This is a genomic window from Variovorax jilinensis (assembly GCF_030316885.1).
In the GTDB taxonomy this organism is placed as follows: Bacteria; Pseudomonadota; Gammaproteobacteria; order Burkholderiales; family Burkholderiaceae_C; genus Variovorax; species Variovorax jilinensis.
Genome location: NZ_JASZYQ010000010.1, coordinates 1 through 16,204 on the forward strand (window position 1 = coordinate 1; position 16,204 = coordinate 16,204).

General features: G+C 69.2%; 15 protein-coding genes and 1 pseudogene. 2 read left to right on the forward strand and 14 right to left on the reverse strand.

Features of this window, described 5'->3' with window-relative positions; translation table 11 throughout:
* From QTH87_RS23935 to QTH87_RS23950, 4 genes and pseudogenes are all read right to left on the reverse strand, one after another.
* Positions 1 to 1,077 (reverse strand): molybdopterin-dependent oxidoreductase (locus QTH87_RS23935; RefSeq protein WP_286612661.1); only part of this gene is annotated, 1,077 nt, incomplete at its 3' end.
* A 151-nt stretch (positions 1,078 to 1,228) separates the two neighbouring features.
* Positions 1,229 to 2,020 (reverse strand): type I methionyl aminopeptidase, encoded by a 792-nt coding sequence (gene map, locus QTH87_RS23940; protein WP_286612662.1) that lies wholly within the window; start codon positions 2,018 to 2,020, stop codon positions 1,229 to 1,231.
* A complete protein-coding gene (locus QTH87_RS23945) occupies positions 2,020 to 2,274 on the reverse strand; it encodes a ParD-like family protein (RefSeq protein WP_286612664.1) in 255 nt (84 codons plus the stop codon). Before QTH87_RS23945 ends, map begins: the two co-directional genes overlap by 1 nt.
* Positions 2,275 to 2,423: 149 nt before the next feature.
* Positions 2,424 to 3,374 (reverse strand): annotated as a pseudogene (locus tag QTH87_RS23950) (AraC-like ligand-binding domain-containing protein); the annotation flags it as partial.
* A gap of 175 nt (positions 3,375 to 3,549) precedes the next feature.
* On the opposite strand from QTH87_RS23950, the gene QTH87_RS23955 reads away from it, so the two are divergent.
* Positions 3,550 to 4,599, forward strand: a complete 1,050-nt coding sequence (locus QTH87_RS23955) for a carbon-nitrogen hydrolase family protein (RefSeq protein WP_286612669.1) — start codon at positions 3,550 to 3,552, stop codon at positions 4,597 to 4,599.
* A gap of 65 nt (positions 4,600 to 4,664) precedes the next feature.
* The gene (locus QTH87_RS23960) at positions 4,665 to 5,297 is read left to right on the forward strand and encodes an MSMEG_1061 family FMN-dependent PPOX-type flavoprotein (RefSeq protein ID WP_286612670.1); all 633 of its coding nucleotides are present in this window, start codon (positions 4,665 to 4,667) and stop codon (positions 5,295 to 5,297) included.
* Between the two features lie 19 nt (positions 5,298 to 5,316).
* Here the strand turns inward: QTH87_RS23960 and QTH87_RS23965 are convergent, their stop codons facing one another.
* The 10 genes from QTH87_RS23965 to QTH87_RS24010 all read right to left on the reverse strand — a co-directional run bounded on the left by QTH87_RS23965 (position 5,317) and on the right by QTH87_RS24010 (position 16,169).
* Positions 5,317 to 5,838: a MarR family winged helix-turn-helix transcriptional regulator gene (locus QTH87_RS23965; protein WP_286612672.1), complete on the reverse strand. Its 522-nt coding sequence runs from the start codon at positions 5,836 to 5,838 to the stop codon at positions 5,317 to 5,319.
* A 57-nt stretch (positions 5,839 to 5,895) separates the two neighbouring features.
* On the reverse strand, positions 5,896 to 6,645 hold the full coding sequence (locus tag QTH87_RS23970; RefSeq protein WP_286612673.1) for an SDR family NAD(P)-dependent oxidoreductase: 750 nt from the start codon (positions 6,643 to 6,645) through the stop codon (positions 5,896 to 5,898).
* 3 nt (positions 6,646 to 6,648) lie between these two features.
* Complete coding sequence (locus QTH87_RS23975) at positions 6,649 to 8,247, reverse strand: ATP-dependent acyl-CoA ligase (protein WP_286612674.1); 1,599 nt, start codon at positions 8,245 to 8,247, stop codon at positions 6,649 to 6,651.
* A complete protein-coding gene (locus tag QTH87_RS23980) occupies positions 8,234 to 8,974 on the reverse strand; it encodes an ABC transporter ATP-binding protein (protein WP_286612676.1) in 741 nt (246 codons plus the stop codon). The genes QTH87_RS23975 and QTH87_RS23980 overlap by 14 nt, the downstream gene beginning before the upstream one ends.
* Positions 8,971 to 10,755 (reverse strand): branched-chain amino acid ABC transporter ATP-binding protein/permease, encoded by a 1,785-nt coding sequence (locus QTH87_RS23985; RefSeq protein WP_286612679.1) that lies wholly within the window; start codon positions 10,753 to 10,755, stop codon positions 8,971 to 8,973. Before QTH87_RS23985 ends, QTH87_RS23980 begins: the two co-directional genes overlap by 4 nt.
* Positions 10,756 to 10,811: 56 nt before the next feature.
* On the reverse strand, positions 10,812 to 11,867 hold the full coding sequence (locus QTH87_RS23990; RefSeq protein ID WP_286612682.1) for a branched-chain amino acid ABC transporter permease: 1,056 nt from the start codon (positions 11,865 to 11,867) through the stop codon (positions 10,812 to 10,814).
* A gap of 166 nt (positions 11,868 to 12,033) precedes the next feature.
* On the reverse strand, positions 12,034 to 13,191 hold the full coding sequence (locus QTH87_RS23995; RefSeq protein WP_286612684.1) for an ABC transporter substrate-binding protein: 1,158 nt from the start codon (positions 13,189 to 13,191) through the stop codon (positions 12,034 to 12,036).
* Positions 13,192 to 13,233: 42 nt separating this feature from the next.
* Positions 13,234 to 13,704 (reverse strand): aromatic-ring-hydroxylating dioxygenase subunit beta, encoded by a 471-nt coding sequence (locus QTH87_RS24000; protein ID WP_286612686.1) that lies wholly within the window; start codon positions 13,702 to 13,704, stop codon positions 13,234 to 13,236.
* Positions 13,701 to 15,026 (reverse strand): aromatic ring-hydroxylating dioxygenase subunit alpha, encoded by a 1,326-nt coding sequence (locus tag QTH87_RS24005; protein ID WP_286612687.1) that lies wholly within the window; start codon positions 15,024 to 15,026, stop codon positions 13,701 to 13,703. The genes QTH87_RS24000 and QTH87_RS24005 overlap by 4 nt, the downstream gene beginning before the upstream one ends.
* Positions 15,027 to 16,169 carry an ABC transporter substrate-binding protein gene (locus QTH87_RS24010; protein ID WP_286612690.1) on the reverse strand — a complete coding sequence of 381 codons (1,143 nt, stop codon included), beginning with the start codon at positions 16,167 to 16,169 and terminating at the stop codon, positions 15,027 to 15,029.
* Positions 16,170 to 16,204: the final 35 nt, after the last annotated feature.

Genomic DNA, 16,204 nt, shown 5'->3' on the forward strand with positions numbered 1-16,204 from the left:
CGAGGCCCGTTCGATGTCGGCCCAGGACGTCGTCCGGATGTCGTCGGCCAGCGCCTCGAAGCCCTGCGTGTGGGTGTCGATGAAGGCACGATCGAGCACACCCAGTCCGCCCGCGGCGAGGTCGGCGGCATCGATCTCGAGCACGCCCTTCATAACGCCCTTGAGTGCCGCCGCATCGCCACCCACCTTCACCTGCAGGTAGTCGCTGGCGATCTCGGTGGAAGAGAAGGTGGCCATCTCGACCGGATTCTGCGGCGCCGCGAAGCGCTCGAGCGCACGTTCGCGCAGCGGATTGAAGACCACGATGCGAGCGCCTCGCCGGGCCGCGGCATGCAGCGAAGTCATCATCCGCGGATGGTTGGTGCCCGGGTTGTGGCCGATCGAGATGATCAGTTCGGCCTGGTCGAAATCGTCGAGCGACACCGTGCCCTTGCCGATGCCGATCGACTGCGGCAGGCCGACGCTGGTCGGCTCATGGCACATGTTGGAGCAGTCGGGAAAGTTGTTGTTGCCGTAGGCGCGCGCGAACAGCTGGTAGAGGAACGCCGCTTCGTTCGACGCCCGGCCCGAGGTGTAGAACTCGGCCATGCGCGGGTCGGGCAATGCATGGAGCGCCGCGGCGATGCGCGTGTTGGCCTCGTCCCAGCCGATCGGCAGGTAGCGGTCGGTGGCCGCGTCGTAGGCCATCGGATGCGTGAGGCGTCCGAGGTCCTCGATGTCGTGGTCGTTCCATGTCAGCAGTTCGCTGACCGAGTGACGCTGGAACACCTCGGGCGTCGCGCGCTTGCGTGTCGCTTCCCAGCTCACGGCCTTGGCACCGTTCTCGCAGAACTCGAAGGCCGAGGTGTGCTTCGGATCGGGCCAGGCGCAGCCCGGGCAGTCGAAGCCGTCGGGCTGGTTGTTCCTGAGCATGATCCGCGAGCCGGCGATCGCGTTCATCTGGCCGTGGATGGCCTTGGCGACCGCGCCGAGCGCATCCCAGCCGCCGGCGGGGTTCTGGTACTTGCGGACGCCGGCGACCGGCTGGGCCTGGGGTTCGCTGCCAGCATCGGCGCCGGGCGATGTTCGATCGTTCAATGAGACTCCTTCGCCGTGGGGAACGGCCTCGCAAGCAAATGATTGAATGAATGATGCCGCGGTCCACGGTCGTGACCGCTGGGTTCGCCAGCATAGCGCTCGGCGCACGCCGGTTCACCGAAAAACGTCGTGGCCGAACGGTGGCATTCGTTCAGATCGGCGCGTAGGCACCAGTGCCATCGGGCCAGGTCGTGAGCACGTCGTATCCCGTGGGTGTGACAGCCACCATGTGCTCCCACTGGGCGGACAGCGACCTGTCCCGGGTCACGACGGTCCACCCATCGGGCAGTTGCCGGGTCTCCCGCCTGCCGGCGTTGAGCATCGGCTCGATGGTGAAGACCATTCCGGGCTCCAGCTCGACCCCTTCGCCGCGCCGCCCGTAGTGCAGCACCTGCAGTTCCTCGTGATAGACCTGACCGATGCCGTGCCCGCAGTATTCGCGCACGACGCTGAAGTTCTCGCGGTGGGCGACCGACTGGATGGCGTGGCCGACGTCGCCCAGGGTGGCGCCGGGCCTGACCTGCCGGATGCCTGCCCGCATGGCTTCGTAGGTTGTCTCCACCAGCCGCCGAGCCAGCACGCCGGGCTCTCCGACGAAGAACATGCGACTGGTGTCGCCGAACCAGCCGTCCTTGATCACCGCGACATCGATGTTGACGATGTCGCCCTTCTTCAGGATCTTGTCTGCCGAGGGAATGCCATGGCAGACCACCTGGTTGACCGAGGTCAGGATGGTCTTGGGATACCCCAGGTACCCGACGTTGGCCGGAATGACGCCCTGGACGTTCACGATATGGTCGTGGCAGATCCGGTCGAGGGCATCGGTGCTCACGCCCGGCACGACGAAGGGCCCGATCATGCCGAGCACCTCGGCCGCGAGCCTGCCGGCCCGCCGCGACATCTCGATGTCCTCGGCCGACTTGATGGAGACCTCGCGCCGCATCAGTGCCTTTCGGTCGAGGACGCGCGTGACCTGCCCGGTCGTGACGCGATCGCCGCGACGATGTCCAGCCCACCCGAGAGCTCGGACTCGATCAGCAGCTGGCAGACCTCGCGGTAGTCCAGTTCGGGGTGCATCTCGATCAGCATGCCGACCCGCATCCAGTGCTCTGCCTGCGCGTTGATGGAGCGGCTCAGTGCATTCCCTGCCACGCGCAGGTTCTCGTGCATCAGGTCTGAAATCTTGACGATACCCATGGGCGATCTCTATATGAAACGTATATGAATTATATACATTCCGTCTCCATGGCCGAAAGGCGGGCAGGAGGGCCCCGTCAGTGTGTCAAGTCGCGCGCCCCGGGCCTGCCGGACCGCCCCTTCCCGCCATCTGCATTCCATCCGCCCGGCTGCCGCCACTCTCGCGGCGAGCAGCCGAAGCGCTCGCGGAACGTGCGGCTGAAGTGGGCTGCATCGCTGAAGCCACGGCCGTAGGCGATCTCGCCGACGGAACGGCCGGCCGCACGCGGATCGAGCAGGTCGCGGCTGCAGGCCTCGAGCCGGCGCTCCCAGATGTACTGCGTCGGCGTGACCGGCTCGCTCTTGAACACGCGGTGAATCTGGCTCACCGACAGGCCCAGCCCGGCCGCCAGCGAGCCGACCGACAGCTCGGGATCGTGCAGCTGCTCGTCGATGCTCCGCTTGATCCGCGCGAGGTGGAAGGCGGTCAGGTTGCTCAGGCCGGGCGAACGGGCCGCCGGCAGCGTCTGCAGCCCGGCGACCAGGATGTTCAGCACGCCGTTGGCCACCGCCAGCGCCGATGCCGGCTGCAGCGCGTCGATGTCCTCGTGCAGGGTGCGGATCATGCCGAGCAGCAGGTGGCCGGCGCCTTCCCGGCCCGACACCGTGGTGGCCGTCAGCGCCTGGGTCTCGCGCAGCGCGCTGCGCAGGCGCTCGCCGGGCAGCTTGAGCACGATCTGCTCGAAGGCGTCGTCGAACTGCAGCTGGTAGGGGCGCGTGCTGTCGTAGAGGGCGAAGTCGCCGACCGACAGGACCGCGTCGCGTCCGTCCTGGCGCACCACGCCGCGGCCCCTGGCCTGGATGCTGACCAGGAAGTAGTCGTCCGACGAACGCGCGACGTGTCCGGCGGTGCGCATCACCCGCTGCGGCCCCGAAGTGACCACCGAGACGTCGAGGCTGGGCAGCGTGTGCTGCCGGATGCTGCCGTCGAAGTCGCCCGCGCTGCCGGCCCGTGCCACCGGATCGCAGCCGAGCTGGACATAGACGTTGCAGATCATGTCGGTCCAGTAGGCGAGCCGCTGCTCGCGCGGGACGACGTCGGTGCTGAGCACTCGGGTCATGGGCGATCCTTCCGGGGCATGTGCGGCTTGCGACGCTGGATCAAGAACGCCGCGAGTTCCGGACAAGGTGAATCCAGGCGGCGAACTTACGCTTCAAGCAACCCGCATGCCACCGCGCTAACCCGGATGCCGCGGGCCCCTTCGCCCCCTTGCGCCAATCAACCCGGAGCCCGCCATGTCCAGCCGAACCCATCCCCGCCTTCGCGTCGCCGCAGTGCAGGCCGCACCCGTCTTCCTCGACCTCGACGGCACCATCGACAAGACCATCGAGCTGATGGCCCAGGCCGCCGGCCAGGGCGTGCAGCTGATCGCGTTTCCCGAGACCTGGGTGCCCGGCTATCCGTGGTGGATCTGGCTGGACTCGCCGGCCTGGGGCATGCAGTACGTCCAGCGCTATCACGACAACGCCCTGGTCGTGGGCTCGCCCGAATTCGACCGCATCCGCGAGGCCGCCCGCAAGCACCGCATCTGGGTCTCGCTGGGCTACAGCGAGAAGGCCGCAGGCAGCCTCTACATCGCCCAGGCGCTGATCGACGACCAGGGCAACACCCTGCAGACGCGCCGCAAGCTGAAGCCGACCCACGTCGAGCGCACCGTGTTCGGCGAAGGCGACGGCTCGGACCTGGCCGTGGTCGAGACGCCGATCGGCAACATCGGTTCGCTGTCGTGCTGGGAACATCTGCAGCCGCTCAGCAAGTACGCGATGTACTCGCAGAACGAGCAGATCCACTGCGGCGCCTGGCCCAGCTTCTCGCTCTACCGCGGCGGCGCCTATGCGCTCGGCGCCGAGGTCAACAATGCGGCCAGCCAGGTCTATGCGGCCGAGGGCCAGTGCTTCGTGGTTGCGCCCTGCGCCACGGTCTCGAAGGCGATGCACGAGCTGCTGTGCACCGATGCCTCCAAGCAGCAGATGCTGCTGGTCGGTGGCGGCTTCGCGCGCATCTACGGGCCCGACGGTTCACCGCTGGGCAAGAATCTCGCCGAAGACGAGGAAGGCCTGGTGGTGGCCGACATCGACCTCGGCATGATCTCGCTGGCGAAGGCGGCGGGCGATCCGGCGGGCCACTATTCGCGACCCGACGTCACGCAGCTGCTCTTCAACAGGAAGCGGCGCGAGCCGGTGGTGCTGCACGGCCCTTCCGCGGTCGAGCCGGCGGCCCCGGAGGCCGAGCTGCCGCCCGCGGAGCCCGCTGCGACCGGGGTCCGGCAGCCGATCGCCGCCTGAGCGCAGGGCGCGTCCGTCCCGTGCGCTGATGCAGAATCGCGCGCAGAGTCACACGGGAACGAACGATGATCAGCAGCCTGGCGCAACTGCGCGCCCTCTACGCAGCACCCGGCGAGCGTGCGGTGCGCAAGCAGCTCGACCGCCTCGACGTCCACGACCGGCGCTTCGTCGCCCTGGCGCCCTTCTGCGTCGTCGCCAGCGCCGGGACGGACGGCGCCTTGCTGGATGTCTCGCCGCGCGGCGGCACACCGGGCTTCGTCAAGGCGAGCGAGGATGGCGCCACGCTGTGGCTGCCGGACTCGGGCGGCAACAACCGGCTCGACACGCTCGAGAACCTGCTGGTCGACCCGCGCATCTCGCTGATCTTCATGATCCCGGGCGTGGACGAGACGCTGCGCGTGAACGGCACGGCGCTGCTGCGCGACGAGCCGACCTTCACGCACCGCTTCGCCCAGGAGCGCCAGCAGCCGAAGCTGGTGATCGAGGTCGCGGTGCGCGAGGCCTACCTGCACTGCGCCAAGGCCTTCATGCGTTCGCAGCTGTGGCAGGCGGATACGGCCGTTTCGCGCAATGCGCTGCCCAGCATGAACCAGATGATCCATGACCAGATCGGCGCCGGCCCGGTGACCGAGAGCGCGGCCGAGACGATGGCGCGCTACCGCCTCCAGATCGAAGGCGAGCAGGGCATCCGGCCCTGAGCCGCGCCGCCTCCCGGTCCTACCCTTCGCTGCGCATCACGTGCACGCGCAGCTGGCCGAGCTGGCTGTGCAGCTGCTTCACGGTCTTCGTGTCCAGGCCTGCAAACATCTCCTGGATCCACTGCGCATGCTCGGCCGCCATGGCCTCGAAGCTGCGCCGGCCCTTGGGCGTGAGGCTCACGATCCAGGCGCGCCGGTCTTCCGGACTCGGCGCCCGCAGGACCACGCCCTCGCGCTCCAGCTCGTCGGTCAGGCCGGTGACGTTGCCGCCGGTCACCATCAGGTAGCGCGAGAGCACGCGCATCTTGAGGCCGTCGCGATACCGGTAGAGCTGCGCCATGTAGTCGAAGCGCGCCAGCGAGATGTCGAAGCGTTCGCGCAGCCGCTTGCGGATCTCGGCCTCGATCTGCGTCGTGCTGGCCAGCAGGCGCAGCCACAGCTTGAGTACCGCATGGTCGTCGTGTCCGGCGCGCGCCTCGTGGCCGAGTTCCTCGGCGTCGCTGAGCGTCGCATGCGACGGGTCGTTGCTTTTGTCGTTCATGGGGCCTGCAAGAGAAGAAGACCGGACATTGCGACCGCGCCGAGTTGTCGATGCGCCTCAGCGCATCAGGCGGCCGCCGTTGAGGTCCAGCGTGGCGCCGGTGATGAAGGCGCCCGCCGGCGAGGCGAGGTAGACCACCGCGGCCGCAACCTCCTGCGGCTCGCCGAAGCGCCCGAGCGGGATGCCGTCCAGCAGCGCCTGCTGCCGCTCCGGCGCCATGGCGTCGAGCAGCGGGCTGCGGATCGCGGCGGGGGCGATCGCGTTCACCGTGACGCCGTCGGCCGACAGTGCCTGCGCGAACGAACGTGTGAGCGCCACCAGGCCGGCCTTGGAGGCCGCGTAGTGCGCGCCAGTGGCCGCGCTGGCCTGCTGGCCGGCGATCGAAGCCAGGTTGACGATGCGACCCGAGCCGCGCGCCCGCATGTGACGCCCGGCGATGCGGCAACCGAAGAAGCTGCCGCGCAGGTTCACGGCCATCACGTCGTCCCATTCGTCGGCGTCGATGTCCCACAGCGGGGTCGATGAGGTCCGGGCGGCGTTGTTCACCATGATGTCGACCGCGCCGAAGTGATCGACCGCGGCATCGAGGCAGCGCGTGAAGGCGCTCTCGTCGCGCACGTCCAGTGGCAGCGCGAGGCAGTGGTGGCCGGCGGCCCGAAGCGCGTCGGCCGCCGCATCCGCGGCCTGCGCATCCACGTCGGCCAGCACCACGGCCGCGCCGGCTTCGGCCAGCCCGCGCGCGATCGCGGCACCCAGGCCCTGCCCGGCGCCGGTGACGAAAGCGGTTCGGCCGTCCAGCGCGAACATGGCTCAGGCCCTGGCGCGTCCGGCCGGACCACGGTCCCAGGTGGTGGCCGAGACGCCGCGTTCGCGCAGCTTGTATTTCTGCACCTTGCCGTTCTCCGTGCGCGGCAGGTCGTCGAGCAGATCGACGTAGCGCGGCACGGCGAAGTACGGCAGGCGCGACTCGCAAAAGGCCATCAGCTCATCGGGGACGAGCGCCTGCCCCTCGCGGGCCACGAGGGCGGCCATCACCTCGTCCTCGGCCAGGTCGGAGCCGACCGGATAGACCGCGCAGGCAGCTACCGCGGGATGGCTCAGCAGCACCTGCTCGACCTCGAAGGAGGAGATGTTCTCGCCGCGGCGGCGGATCGCGTCCTTGATGCGGTCGACGAAGCGGAAGGCACCGTCGGACTCGCGCAGCACGCGATCGCCGGTGTGGAACCACAGGTTGCGCCAGGCCTCCACGGTCTTCTCGGGCATGTCGAAGTAGCCGCTCGCGAAGGCGAAGGGCTCGTCGGCACGCAGCAGCAGTTCGCCCGCCTCGCCCGGGGGCAGCTCTGCGTCGAGCGCGTCGGCCACCCGGGCCTGGAAGCCCGGACGCAGCCAGCCCATGACGCCGCCGCGCGGCGAATCGGGCGCGGTGGCGATCGCGAAGTTGGTCTCGGTCGAGCCGTAGCCCTCGAGCAGGCGGACGCCGGTGCGCGCCATGAAGGCCTGGCCCGCGGCCGAAGGCACGCCGGGGCCGAGCCCGGTACGCACGCGGTGGTCGCGCTCACCGGGGCCCTCGGGCTGGGCGAGCAGGATCGGCACCATCGCGCCCAGCAGGTACACCACGGTCGCCTTGCAGGCGCGCATCGACGGCCAGAAGCCCGAGGCCGAGAAGCGCGACTCGAACACCACCTCGGCACCGGTCAGCGCGGCCTGGCCGAAGGTGTTGAGCGCGTTGATGTGGAACAGCGGCAGCGTGCTGCACAGCACGTCGTCGGGGCCGACGCCGAGCACTTCGGCACTGTTCACGCTCCACCAGAAATACTGGGCATGCGGACACACGACGCCCTTCGCCGGGCCGGTGGTGCCGCTGGTGTAGAGGATCGCGAGCGGATCGCCGGGTCCGACCGCGGCCGGCTCGATCGCCTGCCCCGCCGAAGGAAAGCGCACGAGGCGCACGCCCTCTGCCGGGCGCCAGTCGGTGGCCGGCTCGCCGATCACCCAGATCTCCTCGAGCACCGTGCGGCGCAGGTCCGCGGTGTGCAGGCGCGGCAGCAGCTCGGCCTCGATCACCAGCAGCCGGGCCTGGCTGTTGGCGAGGAAGTATTCGATCTGCGGCCCCATCGAGGCGGTGTTGATCGGCACGGCGACTGCGCCGAGCCAGCCGGCGCCGAGAAAGACCTCGAGGAACTCGATCCGGTTGCCGCTCATGAGCGCCACGCGATCGCCGCGCGCCAGCCCGGCCTGCGCCAGCGCCGCGGCGCGCCCGGCGGCGGCCGAGGCCGCGTCCGCGTGCGACCAGGCCCTGCCCGCGACCTGCAGCAGCGGGCGCTGCCCGAACCGCGCCGCCTGCCGCTGCAGCATCGCCGGCAGCGTGCGCTGCGCGGGCGGAATGGCGCGCGGCTCAGTCGTCGTCATGGGTGCCTCCACCCAGGTAGGTGGCCTGCACGCGCGGGTCGCTCTCGAGCTGCGCCGACGGCCCGGACAGCGCGATCTCGCCAGTCTCCAGCACGTAGCCGTGGTCGGAGCTCTCGAGCGCGGCGCGCGCGTTCTGCTCGACCAGCAGGATCGAGACGCCGTCTTCGCGCAGCTGGCGCACGATCGCGAGGATGTCGCGCACGATCAGCGGCGCCAGGCCCAGGCTGGGTTCGTCGAGCATCAGCAGGCGCGGCGCCGACATGAGCGCACGGCCCACGGCCAGCATCTGGCGCTCGCCGCCCGAGAGCGTGTCGGCGCGTTGCGCACGCCGCTCGGCCAGCCGCGGGAAGCGTTCGTAGACCTGCTGCAGCTGCCGCTTGAGCGCGTCCCGGCCGAGGCGCCGCGAGAAGGCACCGAGCTGCAGGTTGTCGAGCACGGTCAGCTCGCCGAACAGTTCGCGCTTCTCGGGCACCAGGCAGAGGCCGCGCTCCACGCGCGCCTCGACGTCGAGGCCATGCAGGTCCTCGCCTTCGAACTTCAGGATGCCCTTGCTCGGCAGCAGGCCCATGGCGGCGGCGAGCAGCGTGGTCTTGCCGGCGCCGTTGGGGCCGATCACGGAAATGATCTGGCCATGCTCGAGGCTGAGCGAGACACCGCGCACGGCGTCGACCTGCCCGTACGAGACATGCAGGTCGCCGATCTCCAGCATGGCGGTCGCATCACTCATACGACGCTCCCCAGGTAGGCAGCCTGCACGCGCTCGTCCGCCCGCACCGCCGAGGGCACGCCCTCGACCAGCTTGGAGCCGAAGTTCATCACCACCAGCCGGTCCACCAGTTTCATCACGAAGTCCATGTCATGTTCGACGATCAGGATCGTCACGCCCTCGTCGCGCAGCTTGCGCAGCAACTCGCCGAGTGCCATTTTTTCCTTGCGGCGCAGGCCCGCGGCTGGCTCGTCGAGCACCAGCAGAACCGGATCGGCGGCGAGGGCACGCGCAATCTCCAGGATGCGCTGGGTGCCCAGCGGCAGGCTGCCGGCCAGCTCGCCGGCGCGGTCGCCCAGGCCGATGCGGTCCAGCTGGCGCTGCGCCTCCTGCAGGATCTGCCGCTCCTCGGTGCGGTCGAGCCGCATGCCGGCCTTCAGCACACCGGCCCTGGTGCGCGAATGGGCGCCGAGCGCGACGTTGTCGAGCAGACTCATCTGCGGGCGCAGCTTCACGTGCTGGAAGGTGCGCGCCAGCCCCAGCCGCGCGACCGTCCGCTGCGGCAGGCCCGCGATGTCCTGCCCCAGAAAGCGCACCTGCCCCGCGCTCATCTTCATGGTGCAGGTCAGCAGGTTGAACATGGTCGACTTGCCGGCGCCGTTGGGTCCGATCAGGCCGACGATCTCGCCGGCCTTGACGTCGAAGCTGACGTCGTTCACCGCCACCAGGCCACCGAAGCGCTTCACCGCGCCGGTCACCGAGAGGATGGGCGAGCCGCGCTCGGGCAGCGTCCGATGCGCCAGCGGCTCGACCGGCGCCGCCGGCACGCGCGGTGCAGGCGCCAAGACGCGGCCGCGGGTCCAGCGCCGCACGAATCCCATCAGGCCGCCGCGCGCGAAGTGCAGCAGCAGGATGAACAAGGTCGCGAAGGCCACCGCCTCGAGCTGGCCGGCGCGCTGCGTGAGCATCGGCAGCACGTCCTGCAGGCCGTTCTTGAGGATCAGCACCAGCCCGGCGCCGACCAGCGCGCCTGCGAGCTGTCCGAGGCCACCGGCTACCGCCATCAGCAGGTACTCGATGCTGGCGCGCACGTCGAAGGGCGACGGGCTCACGAAGCGGTTCATGTGCGCATACAGCCAGCCCGCGATGCCCGCGAACAGCGCCGCCGTGACGAACAGCGTGAGCCGCACGCGGTAGGCGTCGGCGCCCACGCTCGCGAGCAGCGTCGCGCCGCCGCGCAGGCTGCGGATCGCGCGGCCGGGCCGCGACTGCAGCAGGTTGTAGCTGAACAGGAAGGCGAGGCCGACCAGCGCCCAGATCAGGTAGTAGATCGCGCGCGGATCGGCCAGCGACCAGTCGCCGATGCGCAGCGGCGGAATGTTCGACAGGCCGGTGTGGCGCCCGAGCGCATCGACGTTGCCGAACAGCATCGCGATCGACAGGCCCCACGCGATGGTGCTGAGCGGCAGGAAGTGCCCGCCCAGGCGCAGCGTGAGCATGCCGATGGCGAGCGCGGAGAGGCCGATCAGCAGCAGCGCGAACAGGAGGCCGATCCAGGGCGACATCCCTTGCGTGGTCGTGAGCCACGCCGTGGCATAGGCCGCGATGCCGACGAATGCCGCCTGCCCGAAGGAGGTGGCACCGCCGATGCCGGTCAGCAGCACCAGGCCCAGCGCCACCAGCGCACCGATGCCGATGTCGTTGAGCAGCGAGACCGTGAAGTTGCCGGCCACCATCGGCGCGATGGCCAGCAGCACGACCACCAGGCCGACCCAGAAGTTGCGGTTGCGAAGGAGGCTCATCGAATTACCTTCTGGCAGCTGCGCTTCGGCATTCGTCTTGGGAGCGGCGGTACGGCTCATTGGTCCACCTCGTCTTCTTCCTCTTCGGAATGAACGCTCAGGAAGGAGCGCAGCATGAGCACAGGGATCAGCAGGCTGAACACGATCACGTCCTTGAGCGCACCGCTCCAGAACGACGCGAAGCTTTCGACCACGCCCACGGCGAGGGCGCCGATGGCGGTCATCGGGTAGCTCACGAGCCCGCCGATGATGGCGGCCACGAAGGCCTTGAGGCCGATGATGAAGCCGGAGTCGTAGTACATGGTGGTCACGGGTGCGATCAGCACGCCGATCAGGCCGGCCAGCAGCGAGGCGCTGCCGTAGGCCAGCAGGGCGGTACGCGCCGGCCGGATGCCGACCAGCCGCGCGCCTACGCGATTCACCGCGGTGGCGCGCAGGGCCTTGCCGGCCACCGTGCGCTCGAAGACCAGGAAGAACAGTCCGCTCAGCACGATCGCCGCGCCGACCATCAGCACCACCTGGCCGCTGACCGAGAAGCCATCGCCCAGCGAAATGCTGCCGCCCGCAAGAGGCTGCGTGCGCGAGCCTTCAGGCCCGAAGAACAGCAGGCCCAGTCCCGACAGCAGGAAGTGCAGCGCCAGCGAGACGATCAGCAGCACCAGCACCGAGGCATCCGCAATGGGCTGGAACACGACGCGCGCCAGCAGCGGCGCGATCGGGACCACCAGCAGCACGGTGGTCGCGATCTGCACCGCCGCCGGCATGCCGGGCCGTGCCACGGCCCAGGCGAGCAGGCAGGGCAGCAGCGGCAGCACGCCCCAGGAAAGAATGGCCCGCGGCAGCTTGCGTGCCTCGCCGCGGCGCAGCAGGCTGCCGACCTCGGTCAGCGTCGCCAGCGCAGCCAGCACCATCACCAGGCCGATGGTGGGCGGCAGGCGGTCGGTCTCGAAGGCCGCCAGGGTCAGTGCCGCGAAGGCCGCGATGTCGCCGAAGGGCACGAACACCACCCGCGTGACCGAAAAGATCAGCACCAGCCCGAGCCCTGCGAGCAGATAGACCGCGCCATTGGCGAGCCCGTCGATGCCCAGGATGAGCGCCACGTCCCATGTCATTGAAATGCCCTTCGAAAAATGTTGCCCCCACGCTCCCCCACTGCGTGTGGGTCGCTGCCCCCCGAGGGGGCCGCAGGCCGCCCGTCCGTGGGCATCGCGGACTTCTCCGCGCTGGCGGCCCGGCGCCGGCCTGGTGCCCCTGGTTCCGTACGACTCTCGGCCTTTGTCATTGCGCCAGCTTCCACTGCCCGTTGTCGAGCTTCACGATGACGCGCGCACGCTCGTCGACGCCGTACAGGTTGCCCGGCTTGAAGTTGTAGACCCCGTGCGTACCGACCACTTCCCTGGTGCTCGCGATCGCATCGCGCAGCGAGAGCCGGAACTCCGGCGTGCCGGGCTCGCCCTTGGCCCGTGCGGCGGCGTCGGTGAAGACCAGCCAGCCGTCGAACGAGTAGGCCGAGAAGGCATCGCTGGTCGGCGCGTTGTTGACCTTCTGGAACACGTTCCGGAAGTCCATCGCGATCTTCTTGGTCGGATAGCCGTCTGGCAGCTGCTCGGCGACGATCACCGGGCCCGTGGGCATCAGCGCACCCTGCCCCGCCGCGCCGACCACGCGCACGAAGTCGGGATTGATCAGGCCATGCTGGCCGTACATCGGGCCCTTGAAGCCGCGCTCGGTCAGCGCGAGGAAGGGCAGCGCGCCCGGCGTTCCGGCGCCGCCGGTCATCACCGCGTCGGGCTTCATCGCGAGCAGCTTGAGCACCTGCCCCGTGACCGAGGCATCGGCCCGCGCATAGCGCTCGTTGCCCAGCACCTTGATGCCGGCCTCGGGCGCCGACTTCATCAGGGCGTTGTAGACCAGGTCACCCCAGGCATCGGTGAAGCCGATGTAGCCGACCGACTTGACGCCATCCTTCTTCATGCGCTGGACCACGGCGTCGATCATCAGCTGGGTCGGCTGGGCCACGGTGAACACCCAGGCGTTCTCGGCCGGGTCGAGCTGGATCGGGGTCAGGCCGATCATCGGCACCTTGGCGTCGCGGCCCACCTGCGCCATGGCGATCGCGGCCGGCACGCCCGAGGTGCCCATCAGGATGTCGACCTTGTCCTCCTCGACCAGCTTGCGCGCGTTGCGGCCGGCGGTGGTCGGGTCGGAGCCGTCGTCGAGCACGATCAACTGGATCTTGCGGCCGTTGACTTCCGGCTTGTAGGCGAGGGCCGCCTGCATGCCCTTGGCATAGGGCACGCCGAGCGAGGAGTTGGGGCCCGAGAGCGAGACGCTCAGGCCGACCTTGAGATCGGCCGCGAACGCCGCGGCGCCGAGGCCGAGTCCGAGTGCGGTCGCGAGTGCGCTGCGGGTCAAGGTCTGCATCAAGCTCTTCATGTCGGAACTCCTGGTGAGGGTGGGAATGGATGAGCGCTGCGCTCAGATGAACAACTGGATGGCCGGCAGCGCGCGCCCGGCATTGAGGAGATCGACGCGCTTCTCGCGGATCGACCAGGCAGTGGCGGTGCGAAGGAGCCGATGGCGGTAGCTGCCCGCGAGCAGCAGCTGGTCGTCGCCACGCGCCTCGATGTAGAGGAAGGGGGTGTGCAGCAGCAGCTCGTCGCTGCCGTCGGGCCCGGGCTCGACGCGCGATCGCTGCAGCACGTGCTGGCAATGGCTGGCCGGATGCTGCGAATGGGCACGCGGGTTCCTGAGCCGCTCGACACGCAGCTGCAGCAGCAGCCGGTCCTCGTAGGCGATCGAGTTGTGGGAGTGCGGGTCGGCCTGCGCCGCGCCCTGCAGCGGCACCCAGTAGTGCCCGTCCTCGGCGAACAGCGCCAGCCAGTCGTCGAAGCGGCGCGCATCGAGCAGTGCGGCCTCGGCGGCGACAAAGTCTTCCGGAGTCGTCACGCGTGGGCCTCCGCGGACGGTGCCATGAACTTCGCCCAGGCGCGGAACTGGTTGCGCATCAACAGCTCGTTGGTGCCGTTGGTGGTGAGGGTCGACTGCCCGAGCTCGGACGGATCGAAGTTGCGGTGCAGGCTGATCCACTCGTTGCCGTCGGCGCGCAGACCCTGCTGCATGCTCTCGAACAGGTGGACGTCGTCGTGTGCCACCACCGACATGGGCGAGAAGACCAGGCGGTTGTAGCTCATCGCGCGCTCGAACAGCAGCGCGGGCGCACCCGCGGCGCGGAAGCTCCAGGCCTCGATCAGCGTGCGGTCGTGCGCCAGCGGGCGGATCACACGGATCGCCTGAGGCGAGCCCTTGACCGACAGGCTCGGGAAGAACACCGAGTTCTGCGGCGAACGCTGCAGGATCTCGGCGGCACGCTCGGCGCCGTGGGCATCGCGCATCGCCTGCTCGTAGTCGGGCAGCTGCGCGTAGTTCGAGTGGATGCTGAAGTTGACGCCCAGCACGCTGTGCCCGTTGGCGAACACGCGCCCGCCCATGCGGTCGAAGAAGTCGTAGCCGGAGCCGAAGGGCAGGATCTGCTCCATGGCCATCGGCTTGGGCGCATCGGGCGGCTGGCCCTGCCACAGCGCATCGGCGGCTTGCGTGGCCGATTCGTGGGTCGACATCGGATGCACCGTGTCGTTGACGTTCTCGAGATACATCTTCCAGTTGCAATGGACGATGTTGCGCAGCACGCCGCCGCCGACCGTCAGCCGGCCCTCGGGCGAACGGTCGACCATGTTGTCGATGGCGCCGAGCACCTCGCCGAAGTAGTCCTGGAAGTCCGGTCCCTCGTCTGCCAGCCGCACGAAGACGAAGTCGCGATAGACCGCCGTGTGCTCGATCTCGGTCAGGCCCCGGCCCGATTCGCATTCCTTCAGCCGAGTGCCTTCGTAGCCGCTCTTGAGCGGGATCGCGAGCGGTGCGCCGTCGAGCTTGTAGGTCCAGGCGTGGTACGGACAGCGAAAGAACCTGCCCGCGTTGCCGCACTCGTCGGTGACCAGCCGGCTGCCCTTGTGGGCACAGCGGTTGTAGAACACGCGCACCGCCCCATCGGGCTGGCGCACCATCATCACCGGCCGGCCCGCCAGTTCCAGCGACCAGAAGTCGCCGGCATTCGGCACCTGGCTCGCATGGCCCGCATAGAGCCAGGTGCGCGCGAAGAAGCGCTCCTGCTCGAACGCGAACAGTTCCTCGCTCAGGTAGAGGTCGCGGTGCACGCGATCGTCCTCGACGAGCGCGGCGATCGCTTCGGGCCGGCTGCGGTAGTCAGGCATCTACGGAACCAGCTTCCACTGGCCCTTCTCGCTGCGCACGATCACGACCGCGCGCTGGTCGGAGCCGTAGCGGTTGTCGGGCTTGAAGTTGTAGATGCCGTGGGTGCCGACCAGCTCCTTGGTGTCGACGATCGCATCGCGCAGCGCGGCGCGGTAGGCCGGCGTGCCGGGCTCGCCCTTGGTGCGCGCGGCCGCATCGGCCAGCAGCAGGTAGGCGTCGTAGGTGTAGGAGGAGAAGGCGTCGTTGGGCGCCGCGCCGTTGGCCTTCTGGTAGGCGTTGCGGAAGGCCATCGAGACCTTCTTGATCGGATTGGTGTCGGGCAGCTGGTCGGCAACCAGCACCGGCCCGCTCGGCACCTGCAGGCCCTCGATCGAGGCGCCTCCGACACGCACGAAGTCGGCATTGATCAGCCCGTGCGTGCCGTAGATCTGGCCCTTGTAGCCACGGTCGGCGAGCGCCAGGTAGGGCAATGCGCCGGGCGTGCCGGAGTTGCCCGCGAAGACGGCGTCGGGCTTGGTCGAGAGGATCTTGAGCACCTGGCCCGCCACCGACGAATCGCTGCGTGCATAGCGCTCGTTGGCCACCACCTTGATGCCGGCCGCCTCGGCGCTCTTGACGAGCGAGTCGTAGGCCAGGTCGCCGAGCGCGTCCGAGAAGCCGATGAAGGCGACCGTCTTGACGCCCGACTTCTTCATGCGTTCGACCACCGCCGCGACCATCAGCGGGAACGGCTGCGAGACAGTCACGGTCCAGGCGCCCTCGGGGCCCGGGATGGTGACCGGCGTGGGCGAGATCAGCGGCGTGTTGAGCTCGCGCGCCACCGCTGCGATGGCCATCGCGCCGGGCACGCCCGAGGTGCCGATCAGGACGTCGACCTTGTCCTCCACCACCAGCTTGCGCGCGTTGCGCCCCGCGGTGGTCGGGTCGGAGGCGTCGTCGAGCACGATCAGCTGGACCTTGTGGCCGGCCAGCACCGGATGCTCGGCGATGGCGGCGCGGATGCCCTTCTCGTAGGGAATGCCGAGCGCGGATACCGGCCCTGAGAGCGAGCTGATGAAGCCGACCTTGAGGTCGCCGGCCATCGCCTGGGCAGCGGCCAGGGCTACCGCCGTGGCGCCGATGAATCGAATGAAGGTGCGCATGATCTGTGGTTTCCGGTCAACGAGTCGGTGGGCTG